Below are 19,535 nucleotides of genomic sequence, written 5' to 3' on the forward strand. Positions count from 1 at the left end.
GCCTAAAGGACAGATGCAACCCTGCGGCAGACCAACCCATCCCAACATCCAAACACGCTAAATAAGACCTCACCACCAAACCCGCAACCAAAACCAAAAAACTCAATCAAGCCAATACCGCAATTGAACGGCTAATGGTTCAGCAGGTTCTTGAGGTATTCGCCGTAGTCGTTTTTGCCGAATCTTTGGGCGCGGGCTTCGAGGTCCTGGTCGCTGATCCAGCCCAGCGTATGGGCGATTTCGTCGGGTGATCCGGTTTGCAGGCCTTGCCTGTCCTGAAGCGTGCGCACGAAGTTTCCGGCGTCCAGCAGGCTTGCATGGGTTCCGGTATCCAGCCAGGCATAACCGCGTCCCATGCGGTTGACGCTGAGCAACCCGGCCTCAAGGTACATTTCAAGCAAGGTGACAATCTCAAGCTCGCCGCGTGCAGACGGTTTTACGGCGCGGGCCCGTTCAGGGGCAGAGCCGTCCAGAAAGTACAGCCCGGTCACGGCGTAGTTCGATGGCGGCACTTGAGGTTTCTCGACAATCTGGGTGACGGCGCCAGCCTCGTCATAGGCCACGACCCCGTAGCGTTCGGGATCAGCGACCCGATAGCCGAAAACGGTGCCTCCCGTCTCTTTGGCGTCTGCCGATTGCAGGATCTCGGGCAGGCCGTGCCCGAAGAAAATGTTGTCGCCCAGCACCATGGCCGAGGGGGCACCATCCAGAAAGTCTTCTGCCAGAATATAGGCTTGCGCTAACCCGTCAGGAGAAGGTTGAACAATCCAGGTCAGGGACAGGCCCCATTGGCTTCCGTCACCCAACAGGCGCTGAAACTGCTCCTGGTCCTGCGGCGTCGTGATCATCGCGATGTCGCGGATCCCGGCCAGCATCAGCACCGAAAGGGGGTAATAGATCATCGGCTTGTCATAGATGGGCAAAAGCTGTTTCGAGACGCCCATCGTGATCGGATAAAGTCGGGTGCCTGACCCGCCTGCCAGAATGATACCTTTGCGTTTCTTGCCGTTCCGGGTCGTCATGTGCCGAGTTCTCCAAGGTCTTCAAGTATGCTATGCAGGCCCGCCTTCCAATCCGGACGGGGCACGCCCAGTTCCGTTGTCAGTGTCGTGCAGTCCAGGCGGCTGTTCAGGGGGCGTTTCGCGGGGGTCGGGTATGCGCTGGACGGGATGTCTTCGACATTGCAGTCAATACCGGCCTGATCGAAGATCTCGCGCGCAAAATCGGCCCAGCTGATATCAGGGCCACCGCTGCAATGGTAAATTCCGGTCTTTTCATCCGGGTTTGTCAAAAGGGCACGGGCCGCGCCGATACAGGCCCCGGCCAGTGCCGATGCCGGGGTTGGACCGCCAATCTGGTCTGCGACGATCGTCAGGTGGTCACGCTCTTTGCCGAGGCGCAGCATGGTTTTGACGAAGTTATGTCCATGTGACGACACCACCCAAGAGGTTCGTATGATGGCATGGGGTCCGCCCGCCGCAATCACACCGGCCTCACCCGCCAGCTTGGTGCGTCCATAGGCGCCCAGCGGGCCGGTCGCGTGGTTGGGTAAGAACGGGGCCGTGCCCGCCCCGTCAAACACATAATCTGTCGAGACCTGAACAAACGGCAATCCGCGCCCGGCCGCAGCTTTGGCCAGCGCCGTGGGCGTGGTTCCGTTGATCAGCAGGGCAAGGTCTTCCTCCGCTTCGGCCTTGTCGACGGCGGTATATGCGGCGGCGTTGATCACCGCATCCGCGTCGGTGTTGCGAACCAGGGCCGCGCACCCTTCAGGATCGGCAAAATCCGCCTTGTCGCGCCCAAGCGCTTCAACCGAGATATCCCCGCCACACCGGGTCAGTTCCCGGCCCAGCTGACCGGTCGCCCCGAAGACCAGAAGTTTCACGCGCTGACCCCCAGCCGTTCGCCAACACCGGACCGGTTCTGTAAAGACCGCCACCAGTCTTCATTGTTCAGGTACCATTCAACCGTTCTGCGCAGACCTTCCTCTACCGTCACGGACGGGCGCCAGTTCATTTCGCTGCGCATCCGCGAGGGATCGATGGCGTAACGCGCATCATGCCCGGGGCGGTCTGTGACAAAGGTGATCTGGTCCGCATAGACCCCCTGCGGTTTCGGGCGCAGGTCGTCCAGGATCGCGCACAGCGTCTGCACCAGTTCCAGGTTGCTGCGCTCGTTCTCGCCACCGATGTTATAGGACCGGCCGACAGTCCCCTTTTGCACCACCAGCAAAAGTGCGTCGGCGTGATCCTCGACATACAGCCAGTCGCGGACATTCGAGCCGTCGCCATAGATCGGCAGCGCCTTGCCCGCGATTGCGTTCAGGATCACAACAGGGATCAGCTTTTCAGGGAAATGATAGGGCCCGTAATTGTTCGAACAGTTGGTCAGCACCACCGGCAGGCCATAGGTCTCGTGCCAGGCCCGGACCAGATGATCGCTGGAGGCTTTCGACGCGGAATAGGGTGACCGCGGATCATAGGGGGTATCCTCGGTGAACTGTCCGGTGGGTCCCAGGCTGCCAAAGACTTCATCGGTCGAGATATGGTGGAACCTGAAAGTGTCCGGTTTTCCTTGTCCGGCCCAATAGCTGCGCGCCGCCTCCAGCATGTTGTATGTGCCCAGGACATTGGTTTCGATGAAAGCCCCCGGCCCGTCGATGGACCGGTCAACATGGGATTCCGCCGCCAGGTGCATCACCGCATCAGGCGCATGTTGGGCAAACACCGCCTTCAGGGCTGCAGGGTCGCGGATATCTGCGTGAACAAAGGCATAGTTCGGGTTCTCTGCAACCTCGGCAACATTGTCGAGGCAGGCCGCATAGGTCAGCGCATCAAGGTTCACGACCTGATGTCCGTCCGCAATGGCACGCCGCACGACCGCGGACCCGATGAAACCCGCACCACCTGTCACCAACAATTTCATATTCTATCCTTCGTAAACAAACGGGCTGTCAAAATCGGCCAGCGCAGGCGCAATCCTGTCCTTGTCGCTCAGCACTGGGTTCCCCTGCAAGGGCCAATCAATACCACAGCTGTCCCAGCGCACACCCCCATCGGCATCCGCATTGTAAGAGCTGGTGCATTTGTAGCAGATTTCGGTGTCGGGCTCTAACGTCACAAAACCATGGGCAAATCCCGCCGGCACCCAAAGCTGCCGCCCGTTCTCAAAGCTGAGCTCGATGCCGAAAGATTGCCCATAAGTTGGCGATCCCTTGCGGATATCGACGGCGACATCATAAAGCGCGCCCCGGCCCGCGCGCACCAATTTGCCCTGCGCATGCGGAGGCGCCTGAAAATGCAGGCCGCGCAATGTCCCCACCGCGGACGACAGCGAATGGTTGTCCTGCACAAATTCCGGCAACACAACCCCAGCCTCCTCCAGCCGCGCCTTGTTCCAGCTTTCGGAAAAAAACCCGCGCAAATCCCCATGCCGCTGCGGGCGAATAACCAACACACCCGACAACCCCGTCTGCTCAATCTCCATAACACCTAACCTCAACAACCTGTTGCCTGTGTTGGGCGAGTATTGTCAGGCTGGGTTTCAATGCAAGGGTGTTGCGCAATTTGCTGCTTAGATGACCGCAGCCGGAGATGGCGGCTCGCTGCCTTCCTGCTCCCTCACCCCACTACGTCACCTGCTGGTCCAGCATCTCAAGCACGGCGTCGCGTTCCGACAGAACCAGCAGCAGTGCTAGATCGCCCGGTTCCACCTGTTTCAGGATCATCGCGGCAGCCTCGGACGGGGATGCGGCCCTTTGGATCTGGGTCTTGTCATACCCTTGTTTCAGGGCCGACTTTTCAATCAGGTCCGGTATCTCTCCCAAAGCGCGGCCCCGTAGATACCCTTCCAGTTCAGCAGCAACGACCACGTCGGGTTGGAAATTCAAGGCGGTTGCGGTGACATCGCGAATGTCCTGGTCCGAGCGGTCTCCGGCATGGCTGAGCATGATGAACCGCCGTTTTGCCGGCAGGGCCGACAGCGCATCGCACACGGCAGAAATCGAATGCGGATTATGCGCGAAATCCACGAAAACCTGAGCGCCGTTGTGCTGGAATTCGTTGCAGCGACCCGGATTGTCCTTGGCATCCGGTTTGAACCCGGCCAACCCATGCCGCACTGCTTCAAGCGGCAGTTTCAAAGCCAGCGCAAGGCACATAGCCGCCAGAGCGTTCAGGATGTTGTATTTCGCGACCCCGCCCATGGTCAGGGGCACGTCGGACACGGCAATGACCGTATGCTCGGACCGGCCGTCAAAGAAGACGATGTTGCCCTGCGAGACATAAGCGCAGCATGTTTCCGCGTCGCGCGCCCGACGGATCAGATCATTCCCGGCATCCAGTGAAAACCACCAGATATTCGCCGCCGTGTTTTCGGCTTCGGCACGGACAAAAGGATCATCGGCATTCAGGGCCAGAACGCCGCCCTTGGTCAGTGTCCGGTGCACGGCGAATTTCGCCTGAGCCAGCTCGGGCACCGTGTTGACGCCGTATTGCCCCAGATGATCGTTCGCCACGTTAGTGACAGTGGCGGCCATGGCGGCACGCGTCGGCAGGCCGCGGCGCAGGATACCCCCACGGGCCACTTCAAGGCATCCGATTTCAAGCCGCTTGTCGCGCAGCAACATCCGCCCTCCGCCGGGGCCGGAATAGTCGCCGCGATCCAGAATATCGTCGCCCACCCGCACAAACTCGGTCGAGGTCAGCCCTGCGACCTTGCCCGAGGCGCGGGCGATCGCCTCCAGCAACCGGGTCGTGGTGGTCTTGCCATTGGTTCCGGTGATGAAGGCGACGGGGATGTTGTGAAAGGCGGGCCAGTCCACGTCATCCGGGGCGGGCAACGCGTCGACAGGCCAGGTTTGGCTGCCGGTTCCATGCCCGATGGAAATCTCATCATCGTCGCACAGGATATCCACACCATGCGCGTTGGCTGCCGCGATCAGGGCGATCAGCGCAGGATTGGCCTCCTTCGCCATGACGCCTTTGACATCCCGGATCATCTGATCAAAATCGCCCGGTGTGGCCTCCAGCAACTCTGCCGCACAGAAATGCCAGGCGGTCTGAGCCGCAAAGATCGCGGAATAAAGCTGATCCATCGGTGCCGAGATCGCCAGATTGACACCACCGGTGAAGGTTCGGTGGGTCAGTGCCTGATCCTGCCAGCCAAGCGCATCCAGAACGCACCGGGCATGTTTTTCCCACAGTGCAATGACTTGCGCGGGGTCGATATCAGTGAAAAACACATCCATCACCGCGCCGGGGTGATCCCATAACAGGCCGGGGCCGGTCAGTCGCCGCGCGTCATCCACCTGAATATGATCAGCGGTCGCGCTTTCGATGGTCAGCGCGGTTTCAAGCTCTTCGATCCGGTCCATTCCGGTGCCTCCGCTCAATCCGCGTCTTCGCTGATTTCACGCGCCAGTCTTACGCCGCGTTCGTCCCGGATCAGGTTCTGGTCGCTGTCGAACATGTCCTCGAACGTGGTATCGGCGGGGCTGGTTTTGGGTGTCGCCTCGGTTTCAGAGGTTTCGCCATCGGAATTGAAGTAGATGATCTGTTTCCAGCAGCGTGTGGTGTCATCTCCGAAGATCACCAGCAGATCGCCCGGTGCCGCCATCTCCAGCGCTGTGGTTACGGCCTCAACCTCATCCGGGATGATCGAGATTGCCTCATCCGGCGTCCCGCAATCGATCAGGGCCTGCCGCATCATTTGCGGCACCTCGTCATGCCCGCGACCCCGGCGGCGGTCGTCTGCCTTGCAGATGAAGTGGTCAAAATGCCCGGCCAGCGCTGCGGCCCCATCAACAATGTCTTCATCGCGCCGATCACCGGGCATCGCAACAACGCACAGCCTGCGGCCCTTGACCTCCAACTGATCGGCCAAAGCGGCCATCGCCTTCAGCGCGGCCGGGTTGTGGCCGTAATCAAGGATCACCTTGAAGGGATGTTCATCATAGACATTCATCCGCCCAGGTGCCTGGAAATAACTGGTGTCGAAAGTGCGCAGTCCATGCCGGATATTGTCCAGATCGACCCCAAAGCTATAGGCCATTGCAGCTGCGACCATGGCGTTTTGCACGTTGAATATCGCCTTGCCTTCAAGCGTGGCGGGGATCAGATGCGACCACAGAACCGGGATGTGAAGCCCTTTGTCATAGATGGTCAGCATGTCGCCATTCATGCCTTTTTCCAGCACGATGGCCTTGCCGCCTGTCTTGATATGTTCCTTGACCAGACTGTGACCGGGGTTGGTCGTGACATAGAAGATCTGATCCGCCCCGGCGTAATCGGCCATCTTCAGACAATTGATGTCGTCAGCGTTCAGCACGGCCGTATCGGTTGCGCTTTCCACCACCACCCGTTTGACGACGGCCAGCTCCTCGACCGTATTGATCCCGCCCAGACCCAGATGATCTGCCGAGACGTTCAGACAGGCCGCCACGTTCGAGCGTTGATAGCCCAGACCCGAGCGAACCAGCCCGCCCCGCGCGGTTTCCATCACTGCAAAATCGACCATCGGATCACGCAGGACGATCTGTGCCGATTTCGGGCCGGTCATGTCCCCCTTGACGCTCAGCTTGCCATCCACATAGACGCCGTCGGTCGAGGTCATGCCAACGATCTTGCCACTGGTTTTCATGATATGACCCAGCATCCGCGACGTTGTCGTCTTGCCGTTGGTGCCGGTGATGGCTGCAATCGGGATGCGGGTCTGTTCATTGGCAGGGAACAGCATGTCGATGACCTTGCCCGCCACATCGCGCGGCTGACCTTCGGACGGGGCCACATGCATCCGGAAACCGGGGGCCGCATTTACTTCGACAATCGCGCCACCGATATCCTTGTAGGATTTGGTGATATCGTCGATCAGGAAATCGACACCGCCCACATCCAGCCCGACCGCCATGATGGCGCGTTCGGCCATGTCGCGGTTGTCGGGATGCACCACGTCGGTCAGATCGATGGCGGTGCCACCGGTTGACAGGTTCGCGGTCGAGCGCAGATAGAAAACCTCACCCTCGGGCAGGACAGTGTCTTCCGTCACGCCCGCATTCTCCATCAGGCGGTTAGCCTGATTGTCCAACTCGAGCCTGGTCAGCACTTTTTCGTGCCCGATGCCCCGGCGTGGGTCCTGGTTCACGATGTCGACCAGTTCGGCAATCGTATGGGTTCCGTCGCCTATTACATGGCCGGGGACGCGTTTGGCCACCGCAACCAGCTTGTCGTTCACGACCAGCATCCGGTGATCAAAGCCGGTGATGAAGCTCTCGACCAGAATGGCGCGGCTGCGCGAATGCTCCTTGGCCTCGGCAAAGCCCGCCTCGACCTCGGCATCGGAATTCAGATTGATCGAAACGCCGCGCCCATGGTTGGCGTCCAACGGTTTGACCACCACGGGAAACCCGATCCGCGTGGCTGCGCGTACGGCCTCGCGGGCCGAATAGACCATGTGCTGCTGCGGAACCGGCAGGCCAAGATCGTTCAGCAGATTATGGGTGTCTTCCTTGTCACAGGAGATCTCGACCGAGATATGCTTGGTCTCGGACGTAATTGTCGCCTGAATGCGTTTCTGAAACTTGCCGTGTCCAAATTGCACAAGCGAGCCGGAATTCAGCCTGATCCAAGGAATGTCGCGTTCCTGCGCCGCCTTGACCAGCGATCCGGTCGATGGGCCAAATTCCTTGCGTTGCGCCCGCAGAACAAAGCTGCGCAGTTCTTCATCCCAGTTGAAGTCCGGGTCGAATTCGTAATCCACCTGATCCTTCAGGGATTGCGGCAGCAGATGCATCAGCAACCGCATCGCCAGATTGCCCGCATCCAGACCGACGTCGCGCTGGCGGTATTCATAGACCATATTGTACTGGCCCGGCTCACCTGTACCACGCGTCCGGCCAAAGGTCACGTCGGACCCAGCCACGTTCTGCACTTCGATGGCACAATGTTCCAGCACATGTCCCAGCCAGGTGCCTTCATCCTCGCGCAGGCGGCGGATGAAGCCGCCGGGTTCGCGATAAGAGCAGCCATGTTCCGCCAGACCGGGAAGCGCCTTGATCAAAGCGTCAATAAACTCGGAACCAATCCTTGCCGAGGGCCACGCTTCCAGAACACCCAGATCGATGACATGGCGAATGACCGGAAAACTTGCCCAGACATTCGGGCCGACAAAGACATTGGTCGAGATTATTTTCATGAGGCTCCCCGCTGGTTAGCTTTTTGTTATCTCCCCGCTGGCGACCTCTTGCCCGGACATGTCCGGCAATGTGCAGAACGCCATATGCTCATCCGGCGGAAAAGCCTGGCGAGCCGTCAGATCATAACGGCACCCTTCGCCCAGAACGTCAAGCCGAAGCCCAAGCAGGCTCAGCGCTTCGCCGCGGCGCGCGTCCCACATCGATGAATGGGTCAGATGACTGGCATCCACGACGGTAACCGATCCGCTGCCCACGACTTCAAGGACATTATCGGGCCCGATGAAGGCTGCCGTGTCTTCGTCGATACCCAGCCCGATCAAAAAAGGGTTGAAAGATGAAGCAGTTAGCAAGCGACCCAGCCGATTGCGCTGTGTGAAGTGCTGGTCGATGATGACGGCGTTGGTCAAACCCATGCCCGGAGCCAGCGTGATATTGCCCTCAGCCGGGGCCGAGTTGCTGCTGCCCCCGGCCACCATATGTTCGGACATGATCGACGCCCCGGCTGAAGTGCCGGCAACCGGCACACCGGCCGCGTTCCGGCGGCGAATTTTCTGCGCCACAAGTGTGCCACCCAGAATCGCCGACAGCCGCAGCTGGTTGCCGCCGGTCATGAATATCCCTGTAGCGCGGTCCAGCATCTCGGCAAAATCAGGATTGTCGCAATCGGCACGCCGCGAGATGGGCAGAAATTCGACCTTGCCCGCACCCAGCTCGGAAAAGATGCGATTGTAATCCGGTCCGGTCTCTTCCAACATCGAGGCCGTCGGGATCACGACAATATCGGCATCAGGACCACCAGACAGCTCAACGAACTTGCGGTGAATCTGCATTTCCTTGACGCGGTCTTCGCCGCCGCCGATCGGGATGATGAACCCGCGCGGGGTCTCTGCATCAACGGGTGCAGGGCACATATCTTACTTACCTTCCGGTATAAAAGCGGCCAGCCGTCGGGGCCGCTCGGACGCTTAACCTGTTCATACATGCCGTGTCGGGCCATCTGACCTTATCGGACATGCCGTTCCCCCCCAGCGACATCACATGCCGCACGGCAGGGATTTCGTCAAGAACCACCGGTTTTGTGCCTGCTTCAGCCTGCCAGTGCCAAACCCTGCACGACAAAAGCGATCCCCCCGAAACATCAAAGCTCCGGGGGGATCAGATTGCCCGTCAGTTTGCGCGCTGGTTCAGATGTCGAATTTGACACCCTGCGCCAGCGGGAGCTCTGCCGAGTAGTTCACTGTGTTGGTCTGGCGGCGCATATAGGCTTTCCACGCGTCCGAGCCGCTTTCGCGTCCGCCACCGGTTTCTTTCTCGCCTCCGAATGCGCCACCAATCTCGGCGCCCGAGGGACCGATGTTGACGTTGGCAATACCGCAATCCGACCCCGCCGCAGTCAGGAATTGCTCGGCCTCGCGCATGTTCAGCGTGAACACACAGGATGACAGCCCTTGCGGCACATCGTTTTGAATCTGGATCGCATCGTCAAAATCGTCATAGCCCATGACATAAAGGATCGGTGCGAATGTCTCGGTTTTCACGACCGCACTTTGGCCGGGCATTTCGACGATTGCGGGCTGCATATAGACACCCGCAGGAAGCCCTTCGGTCACGCGTTCACCGCCAAACACGGTGCCGCCTTCGGCCCTTGCGGCCTCCAGTGCGGATTTCATGGCGGCACCCGATGCCTCATCCACCAGTGGTCCGATCAACGTGCCCTCAGACAGCGGATTGCCGATGGCCAGACCGGCATAAGCCTTTTTCAGGCGGCCCACCAGTTCCTCACGGATCGAGTTGTGCACGATCAGACGGCGCAGCGTGGTGCAACGCTGACCGGCGGTCCCAACGGCCGAGAAGACAATGGCGCGCACGGCCATTTCCAGATCCGCCGAAGGGCCGACGATCATCGCGTTGTTTCCGCCCAGTTCCAGAATGCACTTGCCAAAGCGTGCCGCAACAATGGGCGCAACCGCACGACCCATACGTGTCGAACCCGTGGCCGAGATGATCGGAACATCTTCGCTGGCCACCAGCGCCTCGCCCAACTCCGCGCCACCGATCAGGACCTGAAGCAACCCTTCGGGGGCATCGCCAAACCGCACCAGCGCGCGTTCAAAGATCTTCTGGCAGGCCATCGCTGTCAGCGGGGTCTTCTCGGACGGTTTCCAGATCACCGGATCGCCACAGACCAGTGCCAAAGCGGCATTCCACGACCAGACCGCAACCGGGAAATTGAAGGCCGAGATCACCCCGACCGGACCCGCCGGATGCCAGGTTTCCATCATCCGGTGACCTGGGCGTTCCGACGCGATGGTCAGACCATAAAGCTGACGCGACAGACCAACGGCAAAGTCGCAGATGTCGATCATCTCCTGCACTTCGCCCAGACCTTCGGAGGTGATCTTGCCGGCCTCCCAGCTGACAAGCGCGCCCAGTTCGTCCTTGGCCGCGCGCAGCTCTTCGCCCAGCAGGCGGATCAATTCGCCCCGACGCGGGGCCGGCACAACGCGCCACGCCTTGAACGCGTTTTTGGCGCGGGCAATGATCGCGTCCATTTCGGTGGCCCGAGTTTCGTGCACTTCGGCCAGCAGGCTGCCGTCAATCGGCGACGTCACCTTCAGAGTGCCGCCCTTCAATGCAGCATCCGTCAGATCCAGATTTGCAAGCGTGGTTTGGGCTGTCATTACGATGTCTTTCATATCTCAGGCCGCCTTGTTCTGCCGGGTCACGTCACCAGCACGATACAGCTGGCCAAATTCCGTATTCAGGAAGTCGTTCAGTTTAACCTGTTCCTGCCGGACGAACCCTTTCGAAGGCAGCGTGCCGGTGCGCATCAGGTCAACAACGCCCAGAATACCCGCAGCTGTGGTGACCTGAATGGCACTCCAGACCTGTCCGTTGATGGTGCGGGAAAAGCTCTTGTTGATCAGAGATTTCTCGCGCAGAACGCCGTTGATCATGCCCTTGGCCGTGCAATAGACCAGCACAACGTCCTGATCGGTGCGGGGCAGGGCGGTCTCGAAGATCTCTTTCAGCAGATCGCGGCGGCGTTCCAGTCCCAGATCGTGCAGCAACAGTTTCAGGATTTCACAATGGCCGGGATACCGGATCGTGCGATAAGACACGGCCCGCGCCTTGCCTTCCAGTGTTTCCGGCAGCGTGCCCAACCCGCCCGAGGTGTTGAAGCATTCGTATTCCACGCCATCGTGACCCAGAATCTCGTAATCTTCCAGCGGCGCGGTCTTGACCAGTTTGCCGTTCACAATGGCGTCGCAGGGATTGCAGTACTCGTTGATTAACCCATCGGTCGACCAGGTCAGATTGTACTTCAGTGCATTGGTCGGATAAAGCGGCAGCGCGCCCACCCGCATATGCAGGCTGTCCAGTTCATCAAACTCTGCGGCAAGCGCGGCTCCGGAGATACCCACAAAACCAGGTGCCAGACCACATTGCGGCATGAAAGCCGTCTCACTGCCTTCGGCCAGCTGGCGTACGGCCTCGGTGGCCGCGACGTCTTCGGTTAGGTCAAAATAATGCGCGCCCGCCTCTTTGGCGGCCTTGGCAATGTTTGGGGTAAGAAAGAACGGTGCCGCTGAAACCACGGCGTTAAACCCGGTCAGTTCCTTTGCCAGACTGTCCGCATCCCGGGCATCAATCTGCTTCGTGCTAATACCAAGCCTTGTGATTTCACCCAATGCTTTCAGGTCATGGTCGGCCACAGTCACTGTATAGTTTGGCGAGGCCCTCAGCAGCGTCGCGATCATCTGACCGATCTTGCCAGCCCCGATTACGCAAATATTCCAGGACATCAACGTCTCCGTAAATTTCTGTTCCTGATATTATGGTGCAAGGCTGGCCAGACATTTCATAGGCCGCAATTTGACGAAGTGATCGACTTATCCGACATTATGCCGGAATAATTGTCATTATGGCGTGACCGCCATCAGGGGTTGAAATCGGCCGGCACCCCGAAAGGAGGAGAGCCAACGCCGGTGCCCGTCAAGGAATGCAGAAATGCGACCAGGGCGGCGATTTCCACATCCGACAGCGTCACTGGCACAATGTCGATCCTGCTGCGCTGGCGTTCCATCTCGAACCGGTCGTCCCACACCACGAAATCCACCTCTTGCAACCAGGGGACCTTGGGCAACGCAGCCATGTCGGGTTTCCATTTGGCAAGGCTGGTCTGTGGGTCAAGATGGTGACGGATCATGCTTTCGAGATCCGCAAAAGCGCCGTTATGTCCATAAGGCGCAGTCAGGGCGACATTGCGCAGCATCGGCGTGCGAAAGCGATAGGCGTCTTCCACACGGTTGCTTTCCGCCATCCGCCCAACGTCCCGCGCATATGGATCCCATTGCCGGGTCCGACCCGGCCCGAATGGCGGCAAACCCAGCGCGTGAAACTTTTGGTCCGACATCAACGGACCCGCATGGCATGTCGCACATCGCGCTTTGCCATAAAACAGGTTCATCCCGTCTTTCTGGACGTCTGACAGCGCATCCATGTCCCCGGCCAAGTACTGGTCGAACGGGCTGTCGGTGCTGCGCCATTCAATGGCCATGAAGGCCGCCAGCGCGTTGGCGATCTGGGTGATTGTGATTTCTTCGGTGGTCTCGATATCGTCAAAAGCCGCGACTATGGCAGGGCCATAGCGCGGATCGGTCCGCACGCGTTTGGCAAGGATCGGCCAGCCCTTGTCAATCCTGTCGTGAACCGCGCCGGTCACCTGATTTTCAGCGACATTACCGGCCATCTCGAATTGCGCGGTCAGCGGGAATAAAGCCTGCGCCGCCAGAAGCGAGTTCAATCCGCCGGGCAGCCATTCCTGTGCTGGCGAATTGAACCCGTTGCCATAGAGGTCCGAGATGCTCAGGCGGCCATCGTGGAAAACGGTATGGATGTCCTTGGCCCCGAGGTTCCACAACCCCGGCGCATTTCGGGGAATGCGTTTGCGGATCCTGTCCGCCCCGGTGCCCGGCGTGCGCTCCGGGCCAAGACCCTGTCCGCCTTCGCCGATCCCCAGGGACAACCCGTCAGAGGTGCCGAAATCGGGGTGATGGCAATGGGCGCATGAAATGTTCAGATTGCCTGACAGGATCGGATCGTAAAACAGTTGATGACCGATAGCGGCCTGTTCCATATCAAATGGGATAAAGTCATCATCTGTCAGCGGGCGCGGCAGGTCCTGCGCCACCGCGGCCCCCGCCCAAACGAGGACAATCGCCCAATGCGCCAGTTTCTCTTTACCCTTTGTTTTCTTGCGACCCCGGCTCTGGCTGAGCTGGAACAGGCCCGTGACATGATGGAGGCCGGAGAGTTTGAAGCCGCGCGCGCGGAACTGCTGCCCGCCGCCCGGTCGGGCAATGCCGAGGCCGAGGAACTGATTGGTGTGATGTACGGGCTGGGTCTTGGGGTCGAGCAGGACCATGAAAGGGCGTTTGAATGGTATCTGCGTGCCTCGATGAAGGGGCATCCGGGGGCGCAGTCGGGGGTCGGCTGGTACTATGAACTGGGTCTGGGAATGCCCGCGCCCGATTTGGTGCGGGCCTATATGTGGTACACGCTCAGCGCCATTGGCGGCGATCCCGATGCGGCGATCAGCCTTGAGGAAGTGATCAAGAAAATGTCGCCGGAGCAGATCGAGAAGGCGCATGTTCTGGTCAACGACTACAAAGGGTGGATGTACCCGTTTCGATAAGGGCCGGGCCACAAGGCCCGACCCATCCGTTTAGTTCAGGTCCGCATTGCGCGAGGCGTTCACGTCCGCCTCAGCCGCCGCGACCGCTTCGGTCAGCGCGGCAAAGATTTCATCACCACGGGCAACATTGGTCTGGAACCAGTCATAGACAGGCGAAGCCGCAGCTTTGAACGCTGCCTTCTGCTCGGGCGTCGGGACATAAAGGTCGCCGCCACCTGCGACGAAGTCCTCATATGCCTGGATCGACTTGCGCTTGGGCGAGGCAAAGGTGGCCTGTTGCAGGGCGTAGAACCCATCGACAACGACCCGACGCATATCTTCCGGCATCGCCTGGAACTTGGCGTTGTTCATCCACCACAGCGCACCCATATAGGCGTGCCCGTCCAGGGTGACATACTGCAGGCCGGCATCCGGGAACTTCATGCCCATGATGTCGGTGATGCCGTTCTTTGACCCCTCGACAACGCCGGTCTGGAAGCTGGTGAAGAGTTCCGGCCACGGGATCGGTGTAGGTGACGCGCCCAGGGCCTTGACCAGTTCCTGCGGCAGGTCGGCAACGACGGTGCGGATTTTCAGACCTTCCATGTCGGCAGGCTCGGCGACGCGGTGTTTTGTGTTGGCGAAGTTGCGCCAGCCACCGGTGTTGCCGATGGTCATCAGGCGGATCGCGCCACCGGAATCCTCAAGCGCCATGTCGCGCATGGTGCGGGTGAAATCGCCCGACAGAACATGCTCGGCGATCCGGTCATCGGCCATCAGATAGGGCAGGTCCAGAACCTGCACATAGGGGAAGATGCCCGAGGCCCCGCCCGAGGTAGAGATATAGATATCGATGGTGCCATCCGCCACGCCTTGCAGGCATTCTGCACCGTTCGAACACAGCTGGGTGCCGATGAACAGCTCAACCTCGATGGCGCCGTTCGACGCCGCCTCGACATAGTTCTTGAAAACGATCAGACCGTCGTAATCCTCGTCATTTTCGTTCGAATTGGCTGTGGCGCGCAGCGTATAGTCAGCGGCCGTCGCCGCGACCACAGACGCGGCCACAAGCGATGTGGCAATCGCCGCTGTTTTTATGAAGTTTCCGAGCATGCGTTTCCTCCCTGTGATACTCAGTCAGTTTGCAAATCCCGTTATCCTCGGGATCGTCATGGATAGTGCGGGGATGTAGGTGATCAGAAAGATCACGATGATTTCGACAGCCAGGAATGGCAGGATCGCCTTGGCGATTGTTTCGACCCGCTCCCGCGACACGGCGGCGGCCACGAACAGCACCAGCCCCATGGGGGGCGTGGCAAGGCCGACGGTCAGATTGACGCTCATGATGATGGCGAAATGGATCGGGTCTACACCGAGACTGGTGAAAATCGGGCCAAGGATGGGCCCAAGGATGATGATCGCAGGGCCTGCATCCAGAAACATGCCAACGATGAACAACAACAGGTTAATCAGGAACAACAGGATCAGTGGATTTTCCGACAGGCTGAGGATCAACGAGGCCAATTGTTCCGGGGCGTGGCTCAGGCTGACGACGGTCTTGAACGCCATTGCTGCGCCAACCAGCAGCAGCACCACAGCCGACGTCATACCTGCATTGCTCAGAACATCCGGAATTTCCCTCAGGGTCAGTGTACGCAGAACGAAAAATCCGATGATAAAGGCGTAGCCCACAGCAACAGCGGCGGCCTCGGTCGGAGTAAAGATGCCCCCCAGAATGCCGCCCAGAATGATCACAGGCGTCATCAGCGGGAAGAACGCCTTGAGGCTGGCTTTGCGCCGCTCATCCCATGTGTATTTCCGGCTGGCGACGGGAAAATCGTACTTGTCGGCCATGAACTTGATCATCACCATCAGGCCGACACCCACCATGATTCCGGGCACGATCCCCGCAAGGAACAAGGCGGCCACGCTTTCACCCATGACATAGGCATAGATGATCATAATGCCCGAGGGCGGGATGATCGGCCCGATCACCGAACTTGCGGCTGTGATGGCGGCGGCGAATTTTCGGGTGTAGCCCTGTTTTTCCATCGCCGGGATCAGCATCGACCCCAGGGCGGACGTGTCAGCCACCGCAGATCCCGAAAGGCCCGCGAACAGGATCGAGCTCAGCACATTTACATGCGCCAGCCCGCCGCGCAGATGGCCCATCAGGGCCTGGCTGAATTCGACAAGGCGGATGGTTATGCCGCCACGGTTCATCATTTCCCCGGCCAGCATGAAGAACGGGATGGCCATCAGCGGAAAGCTGTCCATGCCGTTGTAGACATTGCGATAAAGCAGGGTGATGTCATTCGTCTGTCCGTTCAGCCACAGCAGGATGCCGGGCGCCGCCAGAAGCGCGAAAAAGACCGGCAGGCCAATCAGCAGGAAAATCAGGAACGTAGGCAGGAACCAGATCAGCATCTATTCGGCCCCCATCGCTGCGTCGGGAATGTCCGGCAAAAGATGCGCGCCGCCAAGCAAGGTGACCACGGAACGCAGGATAAGCTCGATATTGACCGAGATCAGCAGAATGATGCCCACCAGCAGCGAAGCCATCATCCAGCTGCGCGGAATGCGATACCACTCGTCAAACCCAAGCGATGTCGGCAGGTACAGGGCGGCGGTGGCGAACCTGCCGCCAAAGCCCGTGACCTCGGACCAGCCGATATTGACCGCAACCAAAAGCACGGCCAGCGAGATCAGCAGGAGGAACAGATTGAGCGACAGGCCGAGCATACGCGGCAGAAACCGTTGCAGCATGTCGATAGCTACAAAACCGCCGCGCCGAAAGGCCGTCGGTGCCATCAACCCGGTCATCCACAACATGCAGAACCGCGCGGCCTCATCCGGCCAAGGCAGGGCGTTGCCCAGAACGTATCGGAAGAACACCTGAATCAGGATTGCGATGACCATGAATGCAATCGCAACAACGCCAACCGCGCGGCCCAGACGCAGCACGGTTTCGTTTACAAATGCAATCGGCGCAAGCACCGATGCCAGTCCGCCCATGCGGATCCTCCCTTGTTCAGCCGCAGGTGTGTCCCGCGGTCGTCAGATCGCGCTTAGTGCTGCGCGAATTGGCCCATTTTCCCGGCATAGAACGTCAGCGCGTCGCCGTCGCTCATGCTGGCCTTCAGGACTTTGCCCACCACGATCACGTGATCGCCCGCGTCGTGATAGGCATGTTGTTCGCATTCAAACCGTGCCAGACAATCCGACAGCAGCGGGGTGCCGTTTGCACAGCGCTCGTGCCGGATGTCGCGCAGGGCATGGGCATCTTTCGAGCAGCCAAAACACAGCTCAGCCTGCGCAGACGATAACACATGCACCGTGAAATGCGGTGCCGCGCGAAAATAGGGGAACCGGCGCGAGTTGCGGTCGCCGGCCCACATGATCAGTGGCGGGTCCAGCGACAGCGACGAAAAGCTGTTGGCTGTGATGCAGATCGGGCCATCACCGCTGTCGCATGTCACGATGGTAACGCCGGTTGCAAACCGACCAAAAGCATCCCGCAGGGTCCGGGTGTCGTCCTTATGTGGCACAAAGGTGTGGGTCATGTTTCTTGAGATTGCGTTCATCATGCTACCTCATGCCCCAGCGCCGCCTCGTACAGGCGGAACCAGGTTTCGCGATCAATTGTGACTTTCAGCGCGTCCGAGATGCGTTTGATACGGTTCAGGTTGTTGGTGCCCAGAACCGGCAGAATGCCCGCCGGATGAGCCAGCAGGAAGGCGACGGCCACAGCGGCCCGGTCTACACCGAACTCCTCCGCGATTTCATCAGCAACAACCCCGACGGGCGGGTTTCCGGCCATCAGCAGCCCACCCCCCAGCGGCGACCACGCCATAAGGTGGTGCCCATGCTGCTGGTGAAACGCCAGATCGCCATTGGTGAAAGGGGCGATCGCGCCCGGTGAGATCTCGATCTGGTTGGTGACCAGCCGGGTTTTCATCGCCGATTGCAGCAGGGTCCAGTCCCACGGGCGGAAGTTCGAAACACCAACCGCGCCCACCTTGCCACTGGCGACAGCCTCATCCAGCGCAGCCCCGGTTTCGTGGTGGTCCATGAACGGATCAGGACGGTGGATCAGCAGCAGATCGATGTGGTCGATGGCCATTTCCGACAGGGACATGTCGATGGATTTCAGGATATGCGCGCGTGAGGTGTCATAGTATTTGACCTTCGCATCGGAATGCCGCCCCACAGGTGCGACGATGTCACATTTGGTGACGATCTCCATCTTCTGGCGCAGGCCGGGATTGGCGCGCAAGGCGTTGCCCAGAACGGCTTCGGCCGCGTAACCGCCATAAATATCGGCCTGATCGAAGGTGGTGATGCCCTGATCAAGACAGGCCTGAATCTTGGCCTCGACATGCCCTGCCGAGGTGTCGCTATCGTCACCCAGCCGCCACATGCCATAGACAAGGCGGCTCATTTCCAGCGTCGGGGATAGTTTCACGCGTTGCATCAGCGGCGCACTCCGTTGCCCAGCGGTGTGGCCGGGGGTGTCTTGGGCACACGCCCGTAGGCTTCGGGAAGCGAGCAGGTTTTCAGATGCGGCATCACACGAGCACCGAAATGCATGGCCTCATCCATGTGCGGATAGCCTGAGAAGATGAACGCGCGAATGCCCATCTTCCGGTAATCTTCGATCTTTGACATGACCTGATCGGTTGATCCAACCAGTGCCGCACCACAGCCCGAGCGGGCGCGGCCGACGCCGGTCCACAGACCGGGTTCCACATACCCGTACTTATCCGCCAGATCACGATTCCTGGCCTGATGCGCTACGCCAAGCGACGTTGCATCCAACGCCCGTTCGCGGATCGCGCGGCCATAGTCGTCATCCAGTTTTGAAACGATGTAATCCGCGTATTCCTGCGCCTCGGCTTCGGTATCGCGAACGATCATGTGAACCCGCAAGCCATAGTCGAGCGTACGGTCATAATTTTCGGCCACTGCATGAACAGCTTTCATCCGCTCGGCCAGTTGATCCTTGGTTTCCGGCCACATCAGGTACACATCGCAATGCTCGCCGCACAGCTCCAGCGCCGAGGGCGAATAACCGCCGAAATACAGCAGCGGCCCGCCAGTCTGATAGGGTCGCGCCGGGTCGGTTGTCAGACCTGTAAAGTTGTAGACCTCGCCCGCATGGTTGATTTCCTCCTGCGTCCAGGCCTGTTTCAGGATCTCGACCACTTCGCGCGACCGTTGATAACGATAGGCACTGTCGGCCTTTTCGCCGGGAAAATCGGATGAAATGATGTTGACGGTCAGCCGCCCCTTCAACATGTGATCCAAAGTCGCGATCGTGCGGGCCAGCATGATCGGCTGCATCTCGCCGCAGCGCACAGCGGCCAACAGGTTGATCTTCTGCGTGATCGGCGCGCAACCGGCGACAAAGCTCAGCGTGTCCTGCCCAACCTGATACGATGACGGGCACAGGATGTTGCGGAACCCCTGCGCCTCGGCCTCCTTCACGATGGCCGAGCAATGCTCCCAGCTGGACCGCAGATCACCATCAGGCACACCCAGGAACTGATAATCGTCCGAACATAAGGCGGCGAACCACGAAACCTCGGCCGCATCCAGATCAGGGGATGTGATGGGGACGATGGTCATTTGATTCACGCTCCGTGCATCTTTTACTTTCCTCTTGCG

17 protein-coding genes are annotated in these 19,535 nt (G+C 59.6%); 1 reads left to right on the forward strand and 16 read right to left on the reverse strand.

Features of this window, described 5'->3' with window-relative positions; translation table 11 throughout:
* Positions 1–131: 131 nt before the first annotated feature.
* The 10 genes from rfbA to ACR0AD_RS18820 form a co-directional block, all read right to left on the reverse strand.
* On the reverse strand, positions 132–1,022 hold the full coding sequence (gene rfbA, locus ACR0AD_RS18775) for a glucose-1-phosphate thymidylyltransferase RfbA (RefSeq protein WP_480484785.1): 891 nt from the start codon (positions 1,020–1,022) through the stop codon (positions 132–134).
* Complete coding sequence (gene rfbD, locus ACR0AD_RS18780) at positions 1,019–1,885, reverse strand: dTDP-4-dehydrorhamnose reductase (RefSeq protein ID WP_480488987.1); 867 nt, start codon at positions 1,883–1,885, stop codon at positions 1,019–1,021. The genes rfbA and rfbD overlap by 4 nt, the downstream gene beginning before the upstream one ends.
* The gene (gene rfbB / locus ACR0AD_RS18785; protein WP_480488986.1) at positions 1,882–2,925 is read right to left on the reverse strand and encodes a dTDP-glucose 4,6-dehydratase; all 1,044 of its coding nucleotides are present in this window, start codon (positions 2,923–2,925) and stop codon (positions 1,882–1,884) included. The genes rfbD and rfbB overlap by 4 nt, the downstream gene beginning before the upstream one ends.
* Positions 2,926–2,928: 3 nt before the next feature.
* Positions 2,929–3,486 (reverse strand): dTDP-4-dehydrorhamnose 3,5-epimerase, encoded by a 558-nt coding sequence (gene rfbC / locus ACR0AD_RS18790; RefSeq protein WP_480488984.1) that lies wholly within the window; start codon positions 3,484–3,486, stop codon positions 2,929–2,931.
* A 142-nt stretch (positions 3,487–3,628) separates the two neighbouring features.
* Positions 3,629–5,374: a Mur ligase family protein gene (locus ACR0AD_RS18795; protein WP_480488982.1), complete on the reverse strand. Its 1,746-nt coding sequence runs from the start codon at positions 5,372–5,374 to the stop codon at positions 3,629–3,631.
* 14 nt (positions 5,375–5,388) lie between these two features.
* Complete coding sequence (gene cphA, locus ACR0AD_RS18800) at positions 5,389–8,190, reverse strand: cyanophycin synthetase (RefSeq protein WP_480488980.1); 2,802 nt, start codon at positions 8,188–8,190, stop codon at positions 5,389–5,391.
* A gap of 15 nt (positions 8,191–8,205) precedes the next feature.
* Positions 8,206–9,102, reverse strand: coding sequence for a cyanophycinase (locus ACR0AD_RS18805; RefSeq protein ID WP_480488978.1), 897 nt, complete (start codon positions 9,100–9,102; stop codon positions 8,206–8,208).
* A gap of 273 nt (positions 9,103–9,375) precedes the next feature.
* Entirely contained in the window at positions 9,376–10,887 is a 1,512-nt protein-coding gene (amaB, locus tag ACR0AD_RS18810; protein WP_480488976.1) for an L-piperidine-6-carboxylate dehydrogenase, read from the reverse strand.
* Between the two features lie 3 nt (positions 10,888–10,890).
* Positions 10,891–11,997 carry a saccharopine dehydrogenase family protein gene (locus ACR0AD_RS18815; protein WP_480488974.1) on the reverse strand — a complete coding sequence of 369 codons (1,107 nt, stop codon included), beginning with the start codon at positions 11,995–11,997 and terminating at the stop codon, positions 10,891–10,893.
* A gap of 134 nt (positions 11,998–12,131) precedes the next feature.
* Positions 12,132–13,385, reverse strand: a complete 1,254-nt coding sequence (locus ACR0AD_RS18820) for a cytochrome-c peroxidase (protein WP_480488973.1) — start codon at positions 13,383–13,385, stop codon at positions 12,132–12,134.
* A 33-nt stretch (positions 13,386–13,418) separates the two neighbouring features.
* Between ACR0AD_RS18820 and ACR0AD_RS18825 the strand changes: the two genes are divergently transcribed.
* Positions 13,419–13,889, forward strand: a complete 471-nt coding sequence (locus tag ACR0AD_RS18825; protein WP_267365609.1) for a tetratricopeptide repeat protein — start codon at positions 13,419–13,421, stop codon at positions 13,887–13,889.
* 30 nt (positions 13,890–13,919) lie between these two features.
* Here ACR0AD_RS18825 and ACR0AD_RS18830 read toward each other — a convergent pair whose 3' ends face one another.
* The 6 genes from ACR0AD_RS18830 to ACR0AD_RS18855 are packed head-to-tail and all read right to left on the reverse strand — an operon-like array spanning position 13,920 to position 19,496.
* On the reverse strand, positions 13,920–14,981 hold the full coding sequence (locus ACR0AD_RS18830) for a TRAP transporter substrate-binding protein (RefSeq protein WP_267365607.1): 1,062 nt from the start codon (positions 14,979–14,981) through the stop codon (positions 13,920–13,922).
* Positions 14,982–15,005: 24 nt separating this feature from the next.
* Complete coding sequence (locus tag ACR0AD_RS18835; protein WP_209599366.1) at positions 15,006–16,295, reverse strand: TRAP transporter large permease; 1,290 nt, start codon at positions 16,293–16,295, stop codon at positions 15,006–15,008.
* Entirely contained in the window at positions 16,296–16,883 is a 588-nt protein-coding gene (locus ACR0AD_RS18840) for a TRAP transporter small permease (protein WP_480484795.1), read from the reverse strand.
* A gap of 53 nt (positions 16,884–16,936) precedes the next feature.
* The gene (locus ACR0AD_RS18845) at positions 16,937–17,452 is read right to left on the reverse strand and encodes a flavin reductase family protein (protein WP_480484813.1); all 516 of its coding nucleotides are present in this window, start codon (positions 17,450–17,452) and stop codon (positions 16,937–16,939) included.
* On the reverse strand, positions 17,452–18,342 hold the full coding sequence (locus ACR0AD_RS18850; RefSeq protein ID WP_480488970.1) for an aldo/keto reductase: 891 nt from the start codon (positions 18,340–18,342) through the stop codon (positions 17,452–17,454). Before ACR0AD_RS18850 ends, ACR0AD_RS18845 begins: the two co-directional genes overlap by 1 nt.
* Positions 18,342–19,496, reverse strand: coding sequence for an LLM class flavin-dependent oxidoreductase (locus ACR0AD_RS18855; protein WP_480488968.1), 1,155 nt, complete (start codon positions 19,494–19,496; stop codon positions 18,342–18,344). The genes ACR0AD_RS18850 and ACR0AD_RS18855 overlap by 1 nt, the downstream gene beginning before the upstream one ends.
* Positions 19,497–19,535 lie beyond the last annotated feature (39 nt).

The sequence above is a fragment of the Ruegeria sp. BH8 genome (assembly GCF_056538065.1).